Source organism: Clostridium sp. AM27-28 (assembly GCF_003480955.1).
GTDB lineage: Bacteria > Bacillota > Clostridia > Lachnospirales > Lachnospiraceae > Otoolea > Otoolea fessa.
The window spans coordinates 35,933-56,315 of sequence record NZ_QUJT01000004.1; the positions used below are offsets into that span (position 1 = coordinate 35,933).

19 protein-coding genes are annotated in these 20,383 nt (G+C 50.6%); all 19 read left to right on the top strand.

Translation table 11 applies throughout. The annotated features are described in order from the left end of the window. Window positions 1–12 precede the first annotated feature (12 nt). The 19 genes from DW720_RS05905 to thiI all read left to right on the top strand — a co-directional run bounded on the left by DW720_RS05905 (window position 13) and on the right by thiI (window position 20,383). The gene (locus DW720_RS05905; RefSeq protein WP_107001611.1) at window positions 13–285 is read left to right on the top strand and encodes a hypothetical protein; all 273 of its coding nucleotides are present in this window, start codon (window positions 13–15) and stop codon (window positions 283–285) included. After that, complete coding sequence (locus DW720_RS05910) at window positions 269–547, top strand: DUF4160 domain-containing protein (RefSeq protein WP_107001610.1); 279 nt, start codon at window positions 269–271, stop codon at window positions 545–547. The genes DW720_RS05905 and DW720_RS05910 overlap by 17 nt, the downstream gene beginning before the upstream one ends. A gap of 36 nt (window positions 548–583) precedes the next feature. After that, the gene (locus DW720_RS05915; protein WP_117795066.1) at window positions 584–1,057 is read left to right on the top strand and encodes a CYTH domain-containing protein; all 474 of its coding nucleotides are present in this window, start codon (window positions 584–586) and stop codon (window positions 1,055–1,057) included. Between the two features lie 47 nt (window positions 1,058–1,104). Then, on the top strand, window positions 1,105–1,767 hold the full coding sequence (locus tag DW720_RS05920; RefSeq protein ID WP_182427913.1) for a phosphatase PAP2 family protein: 663 nt from the start codon (window positions 1,105–1,107) through the stop codon (window positions 1,765–1,767). A gap of 47 nt (window positions 1,768–1,814) precedes the next feature. Next, window positions 1,815–2,369 carry a DJ-1 family glyoxalase III gene (locus DW720_RS05925; protein WP_022359228.1) on the top strand — a complete coding sequence of 185 codons (555 nt, stop codon included), beginning with the start codon at window positions 1,815–1,817 and terminating at the stop codon, window positions 2,367–2,369. Window positions 2,370–2,568: 199 nt separating this feature from the next. After that, window positions 2,569–3,855: a trigger factor gene (tig, locus tag DW720_RS05930; RefSeq protein ID WP_022359227.1), complete on the top strand. Its 1,287-nt coding sequence runs from the start codon at window positions 2,569–2,571 to the stop codon at window positions 3,853–3,855. 249 nt (window positions 3,856–4,104) lie between these two features. Then, complete coding sequence (clpP, locus tag DW720_RS05935; protein ID WP_022359226.1) at window positions 4,105–4,686, top strand: ATP-dependent Clp endopeptidase proteolytic subunit ClpP; 582 nt, start codon at window positions 4,105–4,107, stop codon at window positions 4,684–4,686. Window positions 4,687–4,729: 43 nt separating this feature from the next. Next, the gene (clpX, locus tag DW720_RS05940) at window positions 4,730–6,028 is read left to right on the top strand and encodes an ATP-dependent Clp protease ATP-binding subunit ClpX (protein WP_117795072.1); all 1,299 of its coding nucleotides are present in this window, start codon (window positions 4,730–4,732) and stop codon (window positions 6,026–6,028) included. 141 nt (window positions 6,029–6,169) lie between these two features. Next, on the top strand, window positions 6,170–8,491 hold the full coding sequence (lon, locus tag DW720_RS05945; protein WP_118472498.1) for an endopeptidase La: 2,322 nt from the start codon (window positions 6,170–6,172) through the stop codon (window positions 8,489–8,491). A 21-nt stretch (window positions 8,492–8,512) separates the two neighbouring features. Next, the gene (gene yihA / locus DW720_RS05950; RefSeq protein ID WP_107001606.1) at window positions 8,513–9,118 is read left to right on the top strand and encodes a ribosome biogenesis GTP-binding protein YihA/YsxC; all 606 of its coding nucleotides are present in this window, start codon (window positions 8,513–8,515) and stop codon (window positions 9,116–9,118) included. Window positions 9,119–9,693: 575 nt separating this feature from the next. After that, window positions 9,694–10,695 (top strand): GPR endopeptidase, encoded by a 1,002-nt coding sequence (gene gpr / locus DW720_RS05955; protein ID WP_118472448.1) that lies wholly within the window; start codon window positions 9,694–9,696, stop codon window positions 10,693–10,695. Between the two features lie 88 nt (window positions 10,696–10,783). Continuing rightward, window positions 10,784–12,010: a stage II sporulation protein P gene (spoIIP, locus tag DW720_RS05960; protein WP_118742440.1), complete on the top strand. Its 1,227-nt coding sequence runs from the start codon at window positions 10,784–10,786 to the stop codon at window positions 12,008–12,010. Window positions 12,011–12,188: 178 nt separating this feature from the next. Beyond that, window positions 12,189–14,003, top strand: a complete 1,815-nt coding sequence (gene lepA / locus DW720_RS05965; RefSeq protein WP_022359720.1) for a translation elongation factor 4 — start codon at window positions 12,189–12,191, stop codon at window positions 14,001–14,003. Next, a complete protein-coding gene (gene hemW, locus DW720_RS05970; protein ID WP_118684557.1) occupies window positions 14,003–15,259 on the top strand; it encodes a radical SAM family heme chaperone HemW in 1,257 nt (418 codons plus the stop codon). Before lepA ends, hemW begins: the two co-directional genes overlap by 1 nt. Before the next feature lie 92 nt (window positions 15,260–15,351). Further along, complete coding sequence (locus tag DW720_RS05975; RefSeq protein WP_118492080.1) at window positions 15,352–16,113, top strand: TSUP family transporter; 762 nt, start codon at window positions 15,352–15,354, stop codon at window positions 16,111–16,113. Window positions 16,114–16,244: 131 nt separating this feature from the next. Beyond that, entirely contained in the window at window positions 16,245–17,201 is a 957-nt protein-coding gene (prmA, locus tag DW720_RS05980) for a 50S ribosomal protein L11 methyltransferase (RefSeq protein ID WP_118742441.1), read from the top strand. A 2-nt stretch (window positions 17,202–17,203) separates the two neighbouring features. Beyond that, complete coding sequence (locus DW720_RS05985; RefSeq protein ID WP_117795082.1) at window positions 17,204–17,938, top strand: 16S rRNA (uracil(1498)-N(3))-methyltransferase; 735 nt, start codon at window positions 17,204–17,206, stop codon at window positions 17,936–17,938. A 31-nt stretch (window positions 17,939–17,969) separates the two neighbouring features. Next, entirely contained in the window at window positions 17,970–19,124 is a 1,155-nt protein-coding gene (locus DW720_RS05990; RefSeq protein WP_117795084.1) for a cysteine desulfurase family protein, read from the top strand. 80 nt (window positions 19,125–19,204) lie between these two features. After that, window positions 19,205–20,383 carry a tRNA uracil 4-sulfurtransferase ThiI gene (gene thiI / locus DW720_RS05995; RefSeq protein WP_107001598.1) on the top strand — a complete coding sequence of 393 codons (1,179 nt, stop codon included), beginning with the start codon at window positions 19,205–19,207 and terminating at the stop codon, window positions 20,381–20,383.

Consider the following 20,383-nt stretch of genomic DNA (forward strand, 5'->3'; position numbering starts at 1 on the left):
GGAGGAAGAAAGATGATGTACCCATTTATGACCTTAAATGATGATACGGAAATTACCCATTCTGAAATGCGGGCAGATGGCAGGGTTAAAGTTTATATAGAAACACCCGATGAAAAAGATGGATTTCACAATGCGATATGCTATTTGCCAGATTACAAGTGGGAGAATATAAATGGTTATTCAGATATGGAAATGAGTTATTTCAAGAAACTGATTCGGGAAAATGCACACTTGATTATGGAGTTTTCACAAGAGGGAGGAATTCTGAGTGCCGCAAATTTTTAGGATTGGACCATATATTGTATATTTTTGGTCGAATGAAAATGAGCCGCTGGAACCGGTGCATGTCCATATTGCAGAGGGAAGAGCAACTTCAAATGCGACAAAAGTGTGGATAACCAGTACGGGCAAGGCATTGCTCAGCCACAATTCTTCCAAAATATCAGCCCAAATTTTGAACAGTATGATTCGGGTGATAGAGGCCAACAGTGAAGAAATTATAGAAAAATGGCTTTCTCATTTTGGAGAAATACGGTACTTTTGTTAAGACTTTTTAAGAAATATAAAAAGGACAACTAATTTTATGGAAATCGAACGCAAATATTTAATTAGTCACATTCCATTTGATATAGCCGGATACCCCTTCCACCAGATCGAGCAGGCATATCTAAGCACTGCCCCGGTTGTGCGTGTCCGTCAGGAGGATGACACCTATTATCTGACCTACAAATCCAAAGGACTGATGGCGCGGGAGGAATACAATCTGCCGCTGACGAAGGAATCCTATGAGCATCTCCGCTCGAAGGCTGACGGCAGGATTCTGACGAAAAAGCGTTATCTGATTCCGATGGAAGGAACGGAGTACACGATTGAGCTGGACATTTTTTTAGGTGAATATGAGGGATTGAAGCTGGCGGAGGTTGAATTTCCAAGTGAGGAAGCCGCACTTGCCTTTGTGCCGCCGGAATGGTTCGGGCGCGAGGTGACGTTTACGGGCGAGTACCAGAACAGTCGTCTGGCGCTAGCGGAAAACCTGGTATTAAAAACGAAAGAATAAAAACGAAAGAACAATACAAAGGTATACTATTAATGATAAAACAAGTAATGAATTGGATCAAAACGCACCGCTACTGTCTGGCAGGACTCTATATGCTGGTGTTTCTGTCAGGATTTTTTCTGCTGGAGCTGCATGAACCATCGGATGTTCATATTATACACTGTGCGGTCGATGACCTGATACCGTTTAATGAATGGTTTGTACTGCCGTATTTTCTGTGGTACGCGTGGGTGCCGGTGTTTATGATTTATTTTATGATCAAGGATCGGGAGGCATATCTGAGACTTTGCTTTGTGATGTTTGCAGGAGCAACCTTTTGCTTATTTGTCTACCTGCTGGCACCAAACGGTTTAAATCTGCGGCAGGAGATCACATCACAGAATTTCTGCGCGCAGATTGTGCGGTTTCTGCGGAGGGTGGATCCGCCGAACAATGTCTGCCCGTCGATCCATGTATCGAGCACTGTGGCGGTACATCTGACGATCTGCCACGCGGCAAGTGTGCGGAACAAGAAACCGATCCGTACACTTTCGTGGATTGTCACGATTCTGATTTGTCTTTCAACCATGTTCATCAAACAGCATTCGCTGGTCGATGTGCTTTGTGGCTGGATTTTGAGCCTGATTCTTGACGAGGCGGTGAATGTGTGGGTACTAGTAAAGGCATTTTCAAAAGGAAAAATGATTGCTTTGTGGAAAACAAATAAATAATTTAATATAAAAAGTGTTATAAAAACAAAGAAAAGGAGGAAATAATCATGGCTGTAGTATACGCATTTTTAGCAGATGGACTGGAAGAAGTGGAATGTCTGGCAACGGCGGACGTGCTGATCCGCGCGGGTGTGAAGGTAAAACTGGTTTCGATTACGGGTAAAAAAGAGGTGAAGGGCGCACATGGATTTGGCATTCATGCAGACACCCTGCTGCATGAGATTGATCCGATGAAAGCGGATCTTCTGTTCCTTCCGGGCGGTATGCCGGGAACGAAAAATCTGATGGCGTGCAAACCGCTCTGCGATGCACTGGTGCAGGCAGATGCTGCTGGAAAGCGCCTGGCAGCGATCTGTGCGGCTCCGAGCATTCTGGGGCAGCTGGGGCTTTTGAAGGACAAGAAGGCAACCTGCTATCCGGGCTTTGAGGATGCCCTGACCGGTGCGAAGCTGACGGGTGCGGGCGTTGTGACGGACGGCAATATCACAACGGCGCGTGGACTTGGATATGCGCTGGATCTGGGAATTGAGCTGGCATCGCTCTTAGTCGATCGCCCGGTAGCATTACAGGTCAAAGATTCCATTCAGTATGACCAGGTGTAGTTTCAACTAAAAAACACACAGAAAATACATCAAAAATGGCATAAAACCCACCTAAAACCACTCATAAACCCGCAAAAAGTGAACGCAAAATTATATTTTCCGCTAGTATTTAGCACGCAGATATGCTATAATGCTATCTTGAAGTGTAACGCCCGGTAGAATGGCGGTTCACATATAGAAGCAAGGAGGACCCCTTAAAATGAGTTTACAGGTAGAAAAATTAGAGAAGAACATGGCAAAGCTGACCATCGAAGTTCCGGCTGAAGAGTTTGATGCAGCAATCAAAAATGCGTACAACAAGAACAAAAACAAATTCAGCATCCCGGGATTCCGTAAAGGTAAAGCACCGTTAGCTATGCTGGAGAAGATGTATGGCGCTGGCATTTTCTATGAGGATGCAGCAAACGAAGTGATCGACGCATCTTATCCGAAGGCAGCAGAGGAGAGCAAGGAAGAGATTGTTTCCACTCCGGAGATCAAAGTAACTCAGATCGAAAAAGGTAAGGCATTCATCTACGAGGCAACCGTAGCTCTGAAACCGGAAGTAACTCTGGGCGAGTACAAAGGCGTAGAAGTTAAGAAGGCAGAAGCTGTTGTGACAGACGAGGATGTAGAGAACGAGCTGACTGCAGCACGTAAGAAAAACGGCAGACTGATCGACGTAGAAGACGGCGCAATCGAGGACGGCGACAACACTATCATCGACTTCACCGGCTACATTGATGACAAGACATTTGACGGCGGCGCTGGTACAGATTATCCGCTGGTAATCGGTTCCCATTCCTTCATCGAGGGCTTTGAGGATCAGTTAATCGGCAAGAAAAAAGGCGAGACCTGTGACGTAAACGTTACTTTCCCGGCTGAGTACCATGCAGATGAGCTGGCTGGCAAACCGGCTAAGTTCGTTGTAACCATCAAAGAAGTTAAGAGAAACGAGCTTCCGGAGCTGAACGATGAGTTCGCAAGCGAAGTATCTGATTTCGATACTCTGGATGAGTACAAAGCAGACATCCGCAAGAAACTGCAGGAGAAGAAAGAGCAGGACGCTAAAGTAGAGAACGAGAACAACGTAATCGAAAAAGTAGTTGAGAACGCTCAGATGGAACTGCCGCAGCCGATGGTTGACACTCAGGCAAGAGAGATGGTAGAGAACTACGCTCGCCGTCTGCAGAGCCAGGGCTTAAACATCAACGATTACATGAAATATACCGGCATGACACCGGAGAAGCTGATGGAGCAGATGCGTCCGGAAGCAGAGAAGAGAATCAAGACCAGACTGGTTCTTGAGAAAGTAGTTGAAGTTGAGAACGTAGAAGTTTCCGATGAGAAGCTTGACGAGCAGATCAACGAGATCGCAGCATCCTATAAACTGGAAGGCGCTAAGCTGAAAGAAATGATGGGTGAGCGCGAGAAAGAGCAGATCCGTGAGGACCTGAAAGTTCAGGCAGCGATCGATTTACTGGTAGAGCAGGCAAAGCTTGCTTAATCAAACCGATAAAAGCGAATACTGAAATACGGCAGAATTCTATGGTGTCCTAAGGCATCATAGAATTTTGTATTACTGTTCACAGGCAGGCACTTTTGGAACCGAAAGTGCCGTGCGATAACATAGTGGCAGCAGATTTTGCTGATTTGTAATGCGAAGCATCAGCAAAATCCTGTTACAGTTTGCACGCGTGTGAACTGTAACAATTTTTGCCATAAACATTCATTCTCAATTATAGGAGGAAGAATCATGAGTTTAGTACCTTATGTCCTTGAATCCACCAGCCGCGGCGAGCGGACGTATGACATTTACTCCCGTTTGCTTAAAGATCGTATCATTTTCCTGGGAGAGGAAGTAAATGATGTGACAGCCAGCCTGGTTGTAGCACAGCTTCTGTTCCTGGAGGCAGAGGATCCGAATAAGGATATCAGCTTATATATCAACAGCCCGGGCGGTTCTGTTACCGCAGGTATGGCGATCTATGACACGATGAATTATATCAAATGTGATGTATCTACCATCTGTCTGGGTATGGCAGCCAGCATGGGCGCATTCCTGCTTTCCGGCGGTACCAAAGGAAAGAGATATGCACTTCCGAACGCAGAAGTGATGATTCACCAGCCATCCGGCGGCGCGAGAGGACAGGCAACCGAGATCCAGATCGTAGCGGAGAATATTCTTCGTACCAAGAAGAAATTAAACGAGATTCTGGCAGCCAATACAGGCCAGCCGTATGACGTGATTGTGCGTGATACAGAGCGTGATAATTACATGACAGCAGAGCAGGCGAAAGAGTATGGTCTGATTGATTGTGTCATTACCAACCACTAATTAGATTTCTGGATGGAATAATAGAAAGGAACAAGGTGGAAGTATGCCAGGCAGAACAGACGACAAAATACGCTGCTCATTTTGCGGCAAGACACAGGATCAGGTTAGAAAACTGATCGCTGGCACAGATAATGTATATATCTGCGATGACTGTATCGAACTCTGCTCGGAGATTCTGGAAGAGGAATTTGCCGATCAGGAAAAAGGACCGGATTTCAGCGGAATCAACCTGCTGAAGCCGAAGGAAATCAAAGAATTTCTCGATGAGTATGTCATCGGACAGGACGACGCCAAGAAGGTGCTCTCCGTAGCGGTTTATAACCATTACAAGAGAGTTATGTCTAAGTCCACGCAGGATGTAGAGCTTCAGAAGAGCAACATCCTGATGCTCGGACCGACCGGTTCCGGTAAGACATACCTGGCGCAGACGCTGGCGAAGATCTTAAATGTACCGTTTGCCATCGCGGATGCGACCACTCTGACCGAGGCTGGATATGTCGGCGAGGATGTAGAGAACATTCTCTTGAAGATCATCCAGGCGGCTGATTACGACGTCAGCAAGGCAGAGTACGGCATCATCTATATTGATGAGATTGATAAAATTACGAAGAAGTCTGAAAATGTATCTATCACCCGCGATGTATCGGGCGAGGGTGTACAGCAGGCGCTTTTAAAGATTCTGGAAGGAACCATTGCCAGCGTTCCGCCGCAGGGCGGCAGAAAGCATCCGCAGCAGGAACTGATTCAGATCGATACGACCAACATTCTGTTCATCTGCGGCGGTGCATTTGACGGTCTGGAGAAGATCATCGACAGCCGTTTAGGTGCCGGCTCCATCGGATTTAACTCCGATATTGTGGATCGCAAGCATCAGGATATCGATGAGCTTCTAAAACAGGTAATGCCGCAGGATCTGACGAAGTTTGGTCTGATTCCGGAGTTTATCGGTCGTGTGCCAATCACGGTATCGCTCCAGACGCTCAATGAGGAGGCGCTGGTCCGCATTTTAAGAGAGCCGAAGAATGCACTGATCAAGCAGTATCAGGCGCTTCTCGATCTGGACGGCGTGAAGCTGGAGTTCACGGATGATGCGCTGATGGCGATCGCCCACATGGCAGTCGAGAGAAAGACGGGAGCCAGAGGACTTCGTTCTATCATGGAGTCCCTGATGATGGATACCATGTATGAGATTCCGTCCGATTCCACGATCGGCATCTGCACGATTACCAAAGACGTAGTCGAGGGAAAGAGTGCGCCGGAGCTGGTATATCGCGACAATACGGTGCCCCGCAAGTCTTTTACAGGACGTTCTAAGAAAGACAGAACCGGCGAGATTGCGTAAATGTAAAGGAAAATAAATGCAGCAGCTTGAGAATGGCGGCTGTTAATGGGGTCTGTGAGATGGCGAACTGCCATAGGCAGACCCCTGTTTTTCTTTTCACAGGAAATAACGATACATTTGATTAAGAAAGATAAAGGTGTTATGGAAGATAAGAAACTGACAATGCCGATGATCGCGCTGCGCGGACTGACCGTGCTGCCGCAGATGACGGTAAATTTCGATATCATCCGGGATAAATCCATCGCGGCAGTGGAGCAGGCGATGGTGGGCGATCAGCGAGTATTTCTGGCGACGCAGAAGCAGCCGGATGAGGTGATCCCGGATATTGACGGGATTTTTCAGGTAGGAACGATTGGCTACGTGAAACAGCTTGTCAAGATGCCGGGCGGCATGGTGCGCGTCACGGTGGAAGGGCAGGAGAGAGCTGAGCTTCTGGAGATGGAGAAGGGCGAGGCATGCTGCACTGCGATCGTGGAGATTCTGGATCCGGTCGAGGACGATCTGGACACGATTCAGAAAGAGGCGATGCTCCGGATTCTGAAAGAAAAGCTGGAAGAATACGGAAAATTAAATGTGGCAGCGGGACGTGAAGTATTAAGTCCGTTGATCGCACAGCCAGATCTGACCGAATTAATGAACCAGATATCAGCCCAGTTCCCGTGGAACTATGAAGCGCGCCAGTCGGTGCTGGAATGCCGGACGCTGACGGAGATGTATGAGACAGAGCTGCAGCTTCTGCTGACGGAATTAGAGGTTTACCGCGTGAAACGCGAGTTTCAGACGAAGGTAAAGGCGGCGCTGGATAAAAATCAGCGTGATTATATTCTGCGGGAGCAGCTGCGTGTGATCCGGGAGGAGCTGGGAGAGGAAAATCCGGTTTCTGATGCGGATGAGATGAAGGAACAGTTGAAGAAGATCAAAGCCAGCGTGGAAGTAAAGGAGCGGATCCGCAAGGAGATCAACCGTTTCCAGAATATGCCGGCTGGCAGCCAGGATGCGAATGTGATCCGGACATATCTGGAAACGGTGCTGGAACTGCCGTGGAACAAAATGACGAAGGATAACGCGAGCCTGAAGCATGCGGAAGAGATTCTGGAAGCCGACCATTATGGTCTGGAAAAGGTCAAAGAGCGCGTGCTGGAATACCTGGCAGTCCGCATCCTGACGAAGAAGGGCACCAGCCCGATCCTTTGCCTGGTGGGACCGCCTGGAACCGGTAAAACTTCGATCGCCCGCTCGATTGCGAAGGCGATGGGACGCAAATATGTCCGCATCAGCCTGGGCGGCGTGCGCGACGAGGCGGAGATCCGCGGTCACAGAAAGACCTACGTCGGCGCGATGCCGGGACGCATCGTGGAAGGGCTCAAGCAGGCAGGGGTTGCCAATCCGCTGATGCTGCTGGATGAGATCGACAAAGTCAGCAGCGATTATAAGGGAGATACATCCTCGGCGCTCTTAGAGGTGCTGGACAGCGAGCAGAATGTGAAATTCCGCGACCATTATGTGGAGATCCCGATTGACCTGTCGGAGGTATTATTTATCGCGACGGCGAATACAACGCAGACGATCCCTGGACCGCTGCTGGACCGTATGGAGCTGATTGAAGTCAATAGTTACACGGAAAATGAAAAATATCACATTGCAAAAGACTATCTGATTCCGAAACAGCTGGAGAAGAATGGCCTTTCGAAGGAACAGTTAAATATCACGGGTTCGGCGCTGGAGAAAATGATTCACAGCTACACCAGGGAAGCTGGAGTCAGGAATCTGGAGCGCCGGGTTGGCGATATCTGCCGAAAGGCAGCCAGAGAGGTGCTGGAGAAGAAGAAACCGTCGATCCGCGTGACAGAGCGGAATCTGGATCATTATCTGGGACGCGAGAAAGTCTTCTTCGATGCAGCCGGAAATGAGGCACAGGTCGGTATCGTGCGCGGTCTGGCGTGGACGAGCGTCGGCGGCGATACACTGCAGATCGAGGTCAATGTCATGCCGGGCAAAGGCGTGCTGCAGATGACGGGTCAGATGGGCGATGTCATGAAGGAGTCGGCGCAGATTGCACTGACCTATGTGCGTTCGGTTGCATCTGATTACGGCGTGAAGGAGAACTATTTCGAGAAACACGATATTCACCTGCATATCCCGGAGGGCGCGGTGCCGAAGGATGGTCCATCGGCCGGAATCACGATGGCAACGGCGATGCTGTCGGCGGTGACAGGACGGAAGGTACTGCCGCGTGTGGCGATGACCGGCGAGGTAACGCTGCGCGGTCATGTGCTGATGATCGGCGGTCTGAAAGAAAAACTGCTCGCAGCCCGCATGGCGCAGGTGGAAAAGGTACTGGTACCGGCGAAAAATCAGCCGGATGTCGAGGAGCTTTCGAAGGAAATCACGAAAGGAATGGAGATCGTATACATCAAGGAGATGAACGAAGTCATCCGAGAGGCATTTGTACCGGAGAAATAGCGGTTTAGTAGGAGAAAAAATATGATTATAAAAGATGTAAATCTGGAAACCGTCTGCGGTATCACCAGTAAGCTGCCGGCAAATACACAGCCTGAATTCGCGTTTGCAGGCAAATCAAACGTCGGCAAATCGTCCCTGATCAATGCGCTGATGAACCGCCGATCCTATGCGAGAACATCCTCGCAGCCGGGCAAGACCCAGACGATCAATTTTTACCATATCAACGACGCGTTTTACTACGTCGATCTGCCAGGGTACGGCTACGCGCGCGCGAGCGTCGAGGTCAAGGCAAAGTGGGGCAAGATGATTGAGAATTATCTGCACAAATCGCAGATGCTTCGCTGCGTCTTCCTACTGATTGATATCCGTCATGAGCCATCTTCAAACGACAAGCTCATGTACGACTGGATCGTTTCCCAGGGCTTCCAGCCGATCCTGATTGCGACCAAGGCTGACAAGATCAAGCGCAGCCAGCTCCAGAAACAGTTAAAGATTCTCAGAACAGGTCTGGGAGTCGGCACCGAAGTGATGATGATTCCGTTCTCCGCCGAGACAAAACAGGGCAGAGAAGAGATCTGGAACTATCTGGAGACGGAGATCTGGAAGGTGGAACATCCGGGGGAATAGATGCCGGTGGGTAACTGTTCACAGGTAGGAATTTTCTGAACTGAAAATTCCGTACGATACAGTTCCGGCAGCAGATTTTGCCGATTTGGAATGCGTAGCATCGGCAAAATCCCGTTGCTGAGCACACGTGTGTGAACAGTAACGCCGGTGGAGAGTGCGGACGGCGAGAAATAGAATAGAGTTTTAGAAAAATTCGAAAAATAAACGTATAAACTGCGGTATCTGACCGGATATCAGGCGGCGCCTATCCTTGCGGGCAATGTCAAATATCTGGGCTGGGTGGCGCAGTTTTTTGTTTCACAGGAAATTGCGTCCTATGAAACAAAAAAAGCGTTAGGTTTTTTTGAGAGAATAAAATATATATTTCTGGAAAATATAAAAATTGAGGTAACTGTTCAGTAGGTCTGCGCATTTACTGCGTTTTAATGAATTTTTGCGCGTGACTGTGAAGGTACTGAACAGTTACGAATTGAGAAAAATAATAAGGCTATCTTGAAGTAAAAAGTGATAGGATGGAATTTAAGCCTTATGGTGGTGCGGGTTGTGATTGAGTTGTGAGATAGAAGGGAGCAGCCATGTTTGAAAATCGGACGGATCTGGCGTTGGAGGAGAGAGAAAGTTTTGAGGGGGATGGGGGCGAAATCGGCGGTGTGGCGCTGCGGGAATGGCGCTGTCATGGCAGTTCGATCCGGATGACGGAAGTCTCGATTTTGAACGAAAAAGGTGCGGAATCAATGGGAAAGCCGATGGGAACCTACCTGACGATGGAAGATCCGGGGCTGTCGGAGACAGAGGACGCATACTGTGAGGCGGCTGCCGGGGAGTTAGGACGGCAGCTGGCGTCCCTGATCCGGAAAAACTGTGCTTCAACCATGGCCGGACTTTCGATTCTGGTAGCGGGACTGGGAAACCGGCAGGTGACGCCGGATTCGCTGGGACCGCGCGTGGTGGATGGGCTTTCGATGAACCGCCATCTGCGGACGGAGCCAGGCAGAAGAAATGGCACATACCTCTATACGGCTGAGAAAGCGGGGCGGACGGTGCATCCGGTTCTCAGCGGTATCCATCCAGGGGTGATGGCACAGACAGGGATGGAGACGGCAGAAATTGTCCGCGGCGTCGTGCGGGAGAGCCGCCCGGATCTGGTGATCGCGGTCGACGCGCTGGCGGCGCGAAACGTCCACCGTCTGGCAAGCACCATTCAGCTGACGGATACAGGAATTCATCCGGGTTCCGGCGTCGGCAACCACCGCCGGGGAATGACGCGGGAAAATCTCGGCGTGCCGGTAATCGCGATCGGCGTTCCGACGGTTGTGGGCGCGGCGGCGATCGTTCACGGGACGGTCAATGCGTTAGTGCGGACACTAACCGCCTCAAAAGAGGGCAGCCGGTACGGTGAATACATCCGGGAACTGGATTCGGACAGCCAGTATGAGCTGATCCGGGAACTTCTGGAACCTGAATTTGGAGCGATGTTTGTGACCCCGCAGGACATGGACGAGCGTATCTGCAAGCTGAGCGCAGCAATCGCCGAGGGGATCCGGCGGGCAGTGGAGCGGCTGGAGGAAGAAAGATAACACTGAAAAAAATGCCAGATTGAAAAACAGAACCAAACAGGAAACTACACTTTGCTAATCGCATAGGATAGAACAGGAAAGAAGGGAGATGAATGCGGTGCGGTGGTGGCAGAGGGCAGCCGGGCTCCTGATGGTTCTGTTTTTGCTGACAGTCGGCTGGAAGATGCGTGCATTCATCTGGACAGCTGTGCAGAATGCGGTGGTAAGGTCCTGGTATCCGGTCTGGGGGACTAATTTGCGGGATATACCAGATTCGGAGGAGGGGAAAAGGCATAGACTTGCCGGGTGGAAGAAACAGACGCAGGGAGAAGCCGATCCGTCCTATTATAAATATCTGGAAGAACAGGAAGTCCGGCAGGAGTATATGGATTTCCTGGCACAGTTTTCCGGGAGTAGGCTGGTGGATGGAACTTTACTTGGAAAATGGAACGGGCTTGTTCATGGAAGTGGGAGACAGGGCGGCGGAGAGACAGACGAAGAGAGGCTGTATAGTGCTGGAAAGAATGGAGAAAAGACAGAGAGGGCAAATCCTGCCGCACTGGTGGACAGCCCGCGTCTGCGGAAAAAGCTGGAAGATTATGATTATCTGATCCAGCATTTTTTTACAATCCACCCGACGGCATCGATTGACCGGAGCCTGATGAACGCAGAGACATTTTTATCGATGGATCTGACAATCAGGAAGGACGAGGCGGACGGACCACAGATCTTGATTTATCATACCCATTCGCAGGAAAATTATAGAGATTATGCGGGAAGCGACGGAAAGGGAGCGGTGGTGTCTCTGGGGGAAGAGCTGGCAAAACGGCTGCGGGCGAAAGGATATCAGGTCTGGCACGATACAACTGCCTATGATATGAAGTCGGGGCATCTAGACCGGAGCCGTGCCTATACATATGCCTGCGAGGGTGTCACGAACCTTTTGCAGAAATACCCGTCGATTCAGGTGATTTTAGATGTGCACCGGGACGGTGTCAGCGAGCAGACGCATCTAGTCACGCAGATAGAAGGAAAACCGACGGCGCAGATCATGTTCTTCAACGGTACCAGCGAGACGCCGGACGGACCGATCGAGTATCTGGCAAATCCCTGCAGGAAGGAAAATCTGGCGTTCAGTTTCCAGATGAAGTGGAACGCCGATCAGATATATCCTGGGTTTACGCGGACGATCTATTTAAAGGGGCTTCGTTACAATCTGCATCTACGCCCGCGCTCGGCGCTGATCGAGGTCGGGGCACAGACGAACACATATGAAGAGGCGGTCAATGCGATGGATCCGCTGGCGCAGCTTCTGGATCAGGTGCTGGCAGGTTAATGGCAAGGCTTTTAGTCAAGGCTTTTTCTATTTCAGGACTTGCGGCGTACCTGAAAAAATGGTATATTCATTTAGATCAGGTGTTATTTATTATAAAAGATGATTTTAAATAAAAAATAAGATATCGCAGCAAACATGTTGCTGCCAAACAAAGTGATACAGAGAGAGGAATGAACGGATGGCAATTATAGATCAGAGCAAAATCAGAAATTTCTGCATCATTGCACATATCGATCACGGCAAATCAACGCTGGCAGATCGTATTATTGAGATGACGGGACTTTTAACGAGCCGTGAGATGCAGGCGCAGGTGCTTGATAACATGGATCTGGAGCGGGAGAGAGGTATTACCATCAAGTCGCAGGCAGTCCGCACGGTATATAAGGCGAAAGACGGTCAGGAGTACATTTTTAACCTAATCGACACGCCTGGACATGTGGACTTTAACTACGAGGTTTCCCGAAGCCTGGCGGCGTGCGACGGCGCGATTCTGGTTGTGGATGCGGCACAGGGAATCGAGGCGCAGACGCTGGCGAATGTATATCTGGCGCTGGATCATGATCTGGAGGTCATTCCGGTGTTAAATAAGATCGATCTGCCGAGTGCGGATCCGGAGCGCGTGGCAGCGGAGATCGAGGATGTGATCGGTCTGGAGGCGTCAGATGCACCGCGTATTTCTGCGAAGACCGGCTTAAATGTCGAGGCAGTTCTGGAGGAGATCGTGCAGAAGATCCCGGCACCGGCGGGCGATCCGGAGGCATCGCTGCAGGCGCTTATTTTCGACTCTCTGTATGATTCTTACAAGGGCGTTATCGTATTCTGCCGTGTGAAGAACGGTACGATCAAAAAAGGCACACGCATGAAAATGATGGCGACCGGAGCGGCTGCCGAGGTTGTGGAGGTTGGATATTTTGGCGCAGGTCAGTTTATTCCGTGCGAAGAGCTTTCAGCCGGTATGGTTGGCTATGTGACTGCCAGTATTAAAAATGTGCAGGATACCCGCGTGGGCGATACGATTACCGATCTGGACAACCCATGTGCAGAGCCGCTTCCGGGTTACAAGAAGGTAACGCCGATGGTATACTGCGGTCTTTATCCGGCGGACGGTGCGAAATATCCGGATCTGCGGGATGCGCTGGAGAAGCTGCAGCTCAACGATGCAGCGCTCTATTTTGAGCCGGAGACATCGGTAGCGCTGGGCTTTGGTTTCCGGTGTGGTTTCCTGGGGCTTCTCCATCTGGATATTATCCAGGAACGCCTGGAACGCGAGTACAATCTGGATCTTGTGACAACGGCGCCGGGCGTTGTATACCGGGTGCACAAGACGAACGGCGATATGATTGAGCTGACGAACCCGTCAAACCTGCCGGATCCGTCCGAGATTGCCTATATGGAAGAGCCGATCGTGTCGGCGGAGATCATGGTTACGACCGAGTTTGTCGGTGCGATCATGACGCTGTGCCAGGAGCGCCGCGGCGTTTACCTGGGAATGGAGTATATTGAGGCGAGCCGTGCGCTGCTGAAATATGAACTTCCGTTAAATGAGATTATTTATGATTTCTTCGATGCATTGAAATCGCGCTCCCGCGGTTACGCGTCGTTTGATTATGAGTTAAAGGGCTACGAGGAATCCAAGCTGGTAAAACTGGATATTCTCGTCAACCGCGAGGAAGTGGACGCGCTCTCTTTCATCGTATTCGAAGGTTCGGCATATGAGCGCGGCAGAAAAATGTGCGAGAAGCTCAAGGATGAGATTCCGCGTCATTTATTTGAGATTCCAATCCAGGCGGCGGTCGGTGGAAAGATCATTGCCCGCGAGACGGTCAAGGCAATGCGGAAGGACGTTCTGGCAAAATGCTACGGCGGCGATATTTCCCGAAAGAGAAAACTTCTGGAGAAGCAGAAGGAAGGAAAGAAACGTATGCGTCAGATCGGAAACGTAGAGATTCCGCAGAAAGCATTTATGAGCGTCCTGAAGCTGGACGAGGAATAATGGAATTATATATACACATCCCGTTCTGCGTCCGCAAATGCCGTTACTGTGATTTTCTTTCGTTTGCGTCCGATGCGTGCGTGCGGGAAAAATATGTGGATCAGCTGATCCGGGAGATTGAAAGCATTCCGGAAGAGGATGCAGGGCAGTGTCCTGAAAATGCGGCGCCGCGGCTAAACCTGACAGGGCGGACGGTGGAGACGATCTTTATCGGCGGCGGAACGCCGTCCCTGCTTCCACCATCGGCGATTGAGCGGATTCTGGCAGCCGTCCGGCAGGTCTTTCGGGTAGAGCCGGATGCGGAGATCACGATGGAGGCGAATCCGGGGACATTGACGCCGGATTCGGCAGCCGGTTACCGGAATGCAGGGGTCAACCGCCTGAGTCTGGGGCTGCAGTCGGCTTCGGAGGAGGAATTGCGGCTTTTAGGGCGGATTCATACGCGGGAGCAGTTTTTACAGAGTTTTCGTGCTGCGCGGGACGCTGGATTTGACAATATCAATGTCGATCTGATGTCGGCGCTTCCGGGACAGTCGGAGGAGAGCTGGCAGGAGACTCTGCGGTTCGTCTGCGACCTTGAACCGGAACATATTTCCGCATACAGCCTGATTGTGGAAGAAGGCACGCCGTTATATGAAGAGTACGGGGAGATGTGCGCGGATCTGGAAAAATACGGCGATTACGCCTCTATGCCAAAGCGTTTACAGACGAAGTATGAAGGCTGCAAATGTCTGCCGGATGAGGAGACAGACCGGAATATGTACCACCACACGAAAACAACGCTGGCGAAGCTGGGCTATGAGCGGTATGAGATTTCCAATTATGCCAGACCGGGCTATGCCTGCCGCCACAACATCGGTTACTGGACCGGTGTGGAGTATCTGGGGCTTGGTCTGGGGGCATCCTCGCTGGTGGGCGGGAAGCGCTTTCAGGTGACGGCGGATTTGAACCGTTATCTGGTGTTTACGAAAGAAGAGCTGGCAGCGGGCGCGCAGTATGAGGAAATACACGAATTGAGCCGTCAGGAGCGGATGGAAGAATTTATGTTTCTGGGGCTGCGGCTGACCGGCGGCGTCCGGACGGCAGAGTTTGAACGCCGGTTTGGCGTGGCGATGGAAGCGGTGTACGGTGAGGTGATCGAGAGGCTTTTGAAAGAAGGATTGTTGGAAGCAGCGGTCCAGACAGATAGCCATATCCGCCTGACTGAATATGGCTTGGATGTCAGTACCTATGCACTGGCGGAGTTTTTGCAATAAGAATAGAAATGTATGCCCGGAGTGCTTTTTGATTTCTGTTTTGCGACGGCAGGAGGAATTTGGGCGTGCATGAAAATTTTGGAGGATGTAGCATGGATTGCACGATACTGCAGTTTATAATCGTCTGCCCGATGGTATTTCTGGCAGGCTTTGTGGATGCGATCGCAGGGGGAGGCGGATTGATTTCACTTCCGGCGTACCTGATCGCCGGGGTTCCGACCCATATGGCGCTCGGAACCAACAAAATGAGTTCCATGATGGGAACGGCAATCGCGACCGGGCGGTTTGCCAAAAACGGTTACATACAGTTTAAGAAGGTGGTTTGGTTTATCGTGGCGGCGCTGATCGGTTCTTCGATCGGTTCGAACCTGACTTTGTTAGTCAGCGATAAGATTTTACAGTATATGATGATCGTGATTCTTCCGATTGTAGCATTTTATGTTATGCGGAATAAGAAAATGGGCGATGATTCGCTGGCGGGCACCCTGCCGGAGCGGAAATCGTTCCTGATTGCGCTGGCATCCGCGCTGATCATCGGTATTTATGATGGTTTTTACGGACCGGGAACCGGAACTTTCCTGCTGCTGGTGCTCACAGGAGCGGCGCGCTATACGATGAAAGAGGCGGCGGGTACGACAAAGGCGATCAATCTTTCGTCTAATGTGGCGGCGTTTGTCACATTTGTGATTCACGGCAAGATCATTTACACGCTGGGGCTGGCTGCGGCGATCTGCAGTATTTTAGGAAATTATATCGGTTCCGGTCTGGTAATGGGAAATGGACAGAAGATCGTGCGCCCGCTGATTCTGGTAGTGCTGGCGATCCTGTTTGTGAAGATTTTATTGGGAAATTAGAAAAGAAAATTAAAACGATTAGGCGGATTCTTCGTTTGACACATTTACAGTGAAAATGATGAAAAAATAGCTGCGTGATGAAACGTGAATATTTGGCTGATAAGTCGTTTCAATAAAGAGAGGTAACGAACATGAAATGGAAGAAATTTACGCTGACGACCACCACAGAGGCGGTGGATCTCATCAGCTACACATTGGATGAACTCGGCATCGAGGGCATTGAGATTGAGGACAATATCCCGCTGACCGAGAAAGAGACGAAGGGAATGTTCATCGACATTCTGCCGGAGCTTCCGCCGGATGAGGGCGTGGCGAAGGTAAGTTTTTATCTCGATGAGGATGATGATATCCCGGCGATGATGGCGAAAGTCAAAGAGGCGCTGGAAGAATTGAAGACGTTTACCGATCTGGGCGCCTGCACGTTTGCAGAATCCGAGACGGAGGATAAGGACTGGATCAACAACTGGAAACAGTATTTCAAACCGTTTACGGTCGATCACATCCTTATCAAGCCGACCTGGGAGACAGTGCCGGAGGAGCACAAGGACAAGCTGCTGATTCAGATCGATCCGGGTACGGCGTTTGGTACGGGCATGCATGAGACAACGCAGCTGTGCATCCGCCAGCTCGAGAAATACGTGACACCGGATTCAGAGGTGCTTGATGTCGGAACCGGAAGCGGTATCTTAGGCATCACGGCGTTAAAACTGGGCGCAAAACACGTATTTGGAACGGATCTGGATGAAAATGCGATCACAGCCGTTGGCGAGAATCTGGAAGCAAACGGAATTGCACCGGAGCAGTTCAAGGTCGTACAGGGCAACATCATCGACGACAAGGCAGTGCAGGACGAAGTAAAATACGAGTATTACGACATTGCGGTTGCCAATATTCTGGCAGACGTTATCATCATGCTACAGAAAGAGATCCCGGTTCATATTAAGAAAAATGGTATCTTCATCACATCAGGTATTATTGATATGAAGGAAGAGGCAGTCAAGGCGGCATTTGAGGCGAACGATGCCTTTGAGATTGTAGAGATCACCCATCAGGGCGAGTGGGTTTCTGTGACAGCGAGGAAAAAATAATCATGTACCATTTTTTTGTGGAACCGCACCAGATCGGGGCGGAAGAAATCCGGATTGAGGGCGCGGATGTCAACCATATCCGCAATGTTCTGCGGATGAAGCCGGGCGAGGAGATCCTGATCAGCAGCCGTGAGGGCGGCGACTATTTCTGCCGCGTGGAAGAACTGGAACCAGAGTATGTTTCGGCAAAGATTCTGGAAGAATGGGAAAACAAAGAGCTTCCGGCGCGGATTCACCTGTTCCAGGGGCTTCCGAAGGGCGATAAGATGGAACTGATCATCCAGAAGGCGGTGGAGCTGGGGGCATACCGGGTGGTTCCGGTCAGCATGAAGCGCTCGGTTGTCAAGCTGGATGCGAAAAAAGCGGACGCGAAGAGAAAACGCTGGAATGCGGTTTCTGAGAGCGCCGCGAAGCAGTCCAAGCGCAGCCTTATCCCGGAGGTGGCGCCGCTTATGACCTACAAAGAGGCGGTCAAAGAGGCAGCCGGGTACGATATGGTTCTTCTGCCATATGAGTCGGCGGACGGCATCCGGAAAACGAGGGAACTGCTGGCGTCGGTCAAGCCGGGTACGGATATCGCCGTTTTCATCGGTCCGGAGGGCGGTTTTGAGGACGAAGAAGTCGAGCTTGCCAGGGAAAACGGGGCGGAGATCGTAACGCTTGGAAAGAGAATTTTGCGGACGGAGACGGCAGGCTTGTGTATGCTGTCGGCACTGATGCTGCAGTTGGAAGTGTAATTGGAAAATTACAAAGGAGATAGAGATAAAAATGGAAGCCTATTTTGATAATTCAGCGACCACCAAGGTGCTGGACTGCGTAAAGGATGCAGTCGTTGATGCAATGTGCGTCAACTACGGAAACGCGGCGGCGAAGCACAGAAAAGGTGTGGAAGCAGAAAATTTGATTCGCGAGGCAAAGAAGGCGATCGCGGATACACTGAAAGTGCAGGAGAAGGAGATTCTCTTTACTTCCGGCGGAACAGAGTCGAACAATACGGCGCTGATCGGCACGGCGCTGGCAAACCGCAGAGCCGGAAAACACCTTATCACGACCGGTGTGGAACATCCGTCGATCTACAATACGATGTCATTTCTGGAGGAGATGGGCTTTGAGGTGACCTATCTTCCGGTCGATCATCTGGGGCATATTTCTCTGGAGGATCTGGAAAAAGCTATCCGCGAGGACACGATCCTGGTGTCTGTGATGTACGTCAATAACGAGGTTGGAGCAGTAGAGCCGATCGAGGCGATCAGCCAGTGCATCAAGAAGAAAAATCCGAAGACATTGTTCCATGTCGATGCGATCCAGGCATATGGAAAATATAAGATCCGTCCGAAAAAACAGGGAATTGACCTGCTTTCCGTCAGCGGACACAAGATCCATGCGCCGAAGGGCGTCGGATTCCTCTATATCCGCGACGGTGTCAAGATCCGCCCGATTCTGTTTGGCGGCGGCCAGCAGAAGGGCATGCGTTCCGGTACGGAAAATGTGCCGGGGTGTGTCGGACTCGGCGTGGCAGCACGCGAGGCGTACAAAGATTTTGATGCACGCATCGAAAAGCTGTATACACTCCGGGAGCACCTGATTGCGGGATTGAAACCGCTCGGCGGCGTCACCATCAACGGCAGTGAGGACCGCACCAACGCGCCGCAGATCGTCAGCGCCAGCTTTGAGGGCGTCCGCAGCGAGGTACTTCTCCATGCGCTGGAGGACAAAGGGGTTTATGTATCGTCCGGTTCCGCCTGCTCGTCCAATCATCCGGGCATCAGCGGTACTTTAAAGGGAATCGGCGTGAAAAAAGAACTTCTCGATTCGACGATCCGGTTCAGTCTGGGTGATCTGAATACCGAGGAAGAAGTAGACTATGCGATCGGCGTTCTGGGAGAACTGCTTCCGGTACTGCGCCGTTACCAGATGAAATAAAATGGCTGTTTAAAGAATGGCTGTTCAGTTTTTTTGCGGGAAAGCAGAAGAATGACAGCCTGTTGTAGAAAGGGAATTCCATGTTTCATACATTTTTGATTAAATATGCGGAGATTGGCCTGAAAGGTAAAAACCGCTATGTATTCGAGGACGCGCTGGTGTCCCACATCCATCACTCGTTAAAACGTCTTGATGGAAAATTTACCGTAACCAAGGAGGCAGGGCGTATCTATGCGACCGCAGCGGAAGAATTTGATTACGATGAGGTCATCGACGCACTGAAAAAGGTATTCGGTATTGCGGCGATCTGTCCGATGGTTCAGTTAGAGGACAACGGATATGACGACCTGAAAGCGAAGATTGTTGAGTATGTGGACAAAGCATACCCAGATAAACACTTTACGTTCAAGGTAAACACCCGCCGTGCCAACAAACAGTATCCGCATACCTCCGAGGAAGTCAACCGCGATCTCGGTGAGGTCATCCTGGACACATTCCCGGAGACGAAGGTAGACGTACACAATCCGGATGTTCTTTTAAATGTGGAACTGCGTGCAAAACGTATCAACGTATACTCTCTAGTGATTCCGGGACCGGGCGGTATGCCGGTCGGAACCAATGGACGCGCGATGCTGCTTTTATCCGGCGGTATCGACAGCCCGGTGGCAGGATACATGATCGCAAAACGCGGCGTTACCATCGAGGCAACCTATTTCCATGCGCCGCCATACACCAGCGACCGTGCAAAACAGAAAGTAGTCGATCTGGCAAAACAGGTAGCAAAATACGCAGGTCCGATCAAATTAAACGTAGTCAATTTCACAGATATCCAGCTCTACATCTACGAGCAGTGCCCGCATGAGGAGCTGACGATTATCATGCGCCGCTACATGATGAAGATCGCGGAAGAGCTGGCGAAGAAAGACGACTGTCTCGGACTCATCACCGGCGAGAGCATCGGTCAGGTAGCATCCCAGACGGTTCATTCCCTGGCGGTTACCAATGCAGTCTGCACACTTCCGGTCTTCCGCCCGCTGATCGGTTTCGATAAACAGGATATCGTCGATATTTCCCTGAAAATTGGTACCTACGAGACATCGATCGAGCCGTATGAAGATTGCTGCACCATCTTCGTAGCCAAACACCCGGTTACCAAGCCGGTCCTGCACCTGATTGAAAAATCCGAGCGCAATCTGGAAGAGAAGATAGATGCGCTGGTAAAAGAGGCGATCGATACGGTTGAGGTTATCCGGTGCTAG

Coding starts and splice junctions, on each gene's coding strand:
- DW720_RS05905 (WP_107001611.1), top strand. CDS start 13: ATGATGTACCCATTTATGACCTTAAATGATGATACGGAAATTACCCAT.
- DW720_RS05915 (WP_117795066.1), top strand. CDS start 584: ATGGAAATCGAACGCAAATATTTAATTAGTCACATTCCATTTGATATA.
- DW720_RS05920 (WP_182427913.1), top strand. CDS start 1,105: ATGAATTGGATCAAAACGCACCGCTACTGTCTGGCAGGACTCTATATG.
- DW720_RS05925 (WP_022359228.1), top strand. CDS start 1,815: ATGGCTGTAGTATACGCATTTTTAGCAGATGGACTGGAAGAAGTGGAA.
- tig (WP_022359227.1), top strand. CDS start 2,569: ATGAGTTTACAGGTAGAAAAATTAGAGAAGAACATGGCAAAGCTGACC.
- clpP (WP_022359226.1), top strand. CDS start 4,105: ATGAGTTTAGTACCTTATGTCCTTGAATCCACCAGCCGCGGCGAGCGG.
- clpX (WP_117795072.1), top strand. CDS start 4,730: ATGCCAGGCAGAACAGACGACAAAATACGCTGCTCATTTTGCGGCAAG.
- lon (WP_118472498.1), top strand. CDS start 6,170: ATGGAAGATAAGAAACTGACAATGCCGATGATCGCGCTGCGCGGACTG.
- yihA (WP_107001606.1), top strand. CDS start 8,513: ATGATTATAAAAGATGTAAATCTGGAAACCGTCTGCGGTATCACCAGT.
- gpr (WP_118472448.1), top strand. CDS start 9,694: ATGTTTGAAAATCGGACGGATCTGGCGTTGGAGGAGAGAGAAAGTTTT.
- spoIIP (WP_118742440.1), top strand. CDS start 10,784: ATGAATGCGGTGCGGTGGTGGCAGAGGGCAGCCGGGCTCCTGATGGTT.
- lepA (WP_022359720.1), top strand. CDS start 12,189: ATGGCAATTATAGATCAGAGCAAAATCAGAAATTTCTGCATCATTGCA.
- hemW (WP_118684557.1), top strand. CDS start 14,003: ATGGAATTATATATACACATCCCGTTCTGCGTCCGCAAATGCCGTTAC.
- DW720_RS05975 (WP_118492080.1), top strand. CDS start 15,352: ATGGATTGCACGATACTGCAGTTTATAATCGTCTGCCCGATGGTATTT.
- prmA (WP_118742441.1), top strand. CDS start 16,245: ATGAAATGGAAGAAATTTACGCTGACGACCACCACAGAGGCGGTGGAT.
- DW720_RS05985 (WP_117795082.1), top strand. CDS start 17,204: ATGTACCATTTTTTTGTGGAACCGCACCAGATCGGGGCGGAAGAAATC.
- DW720_RS05990 (WP_117795084.1), top strand. CDS start 17,970: ATGGAAGCCTATTTTGATAATTCAGCGACCACCAAGGTGCTGGACTGC.
- thiI (WP_107001598.1), top strand. CDS start 19,205: ATGTTTCATACATTTTTGATTAAATATGCGGAGATTGGCCTGAAAGGT.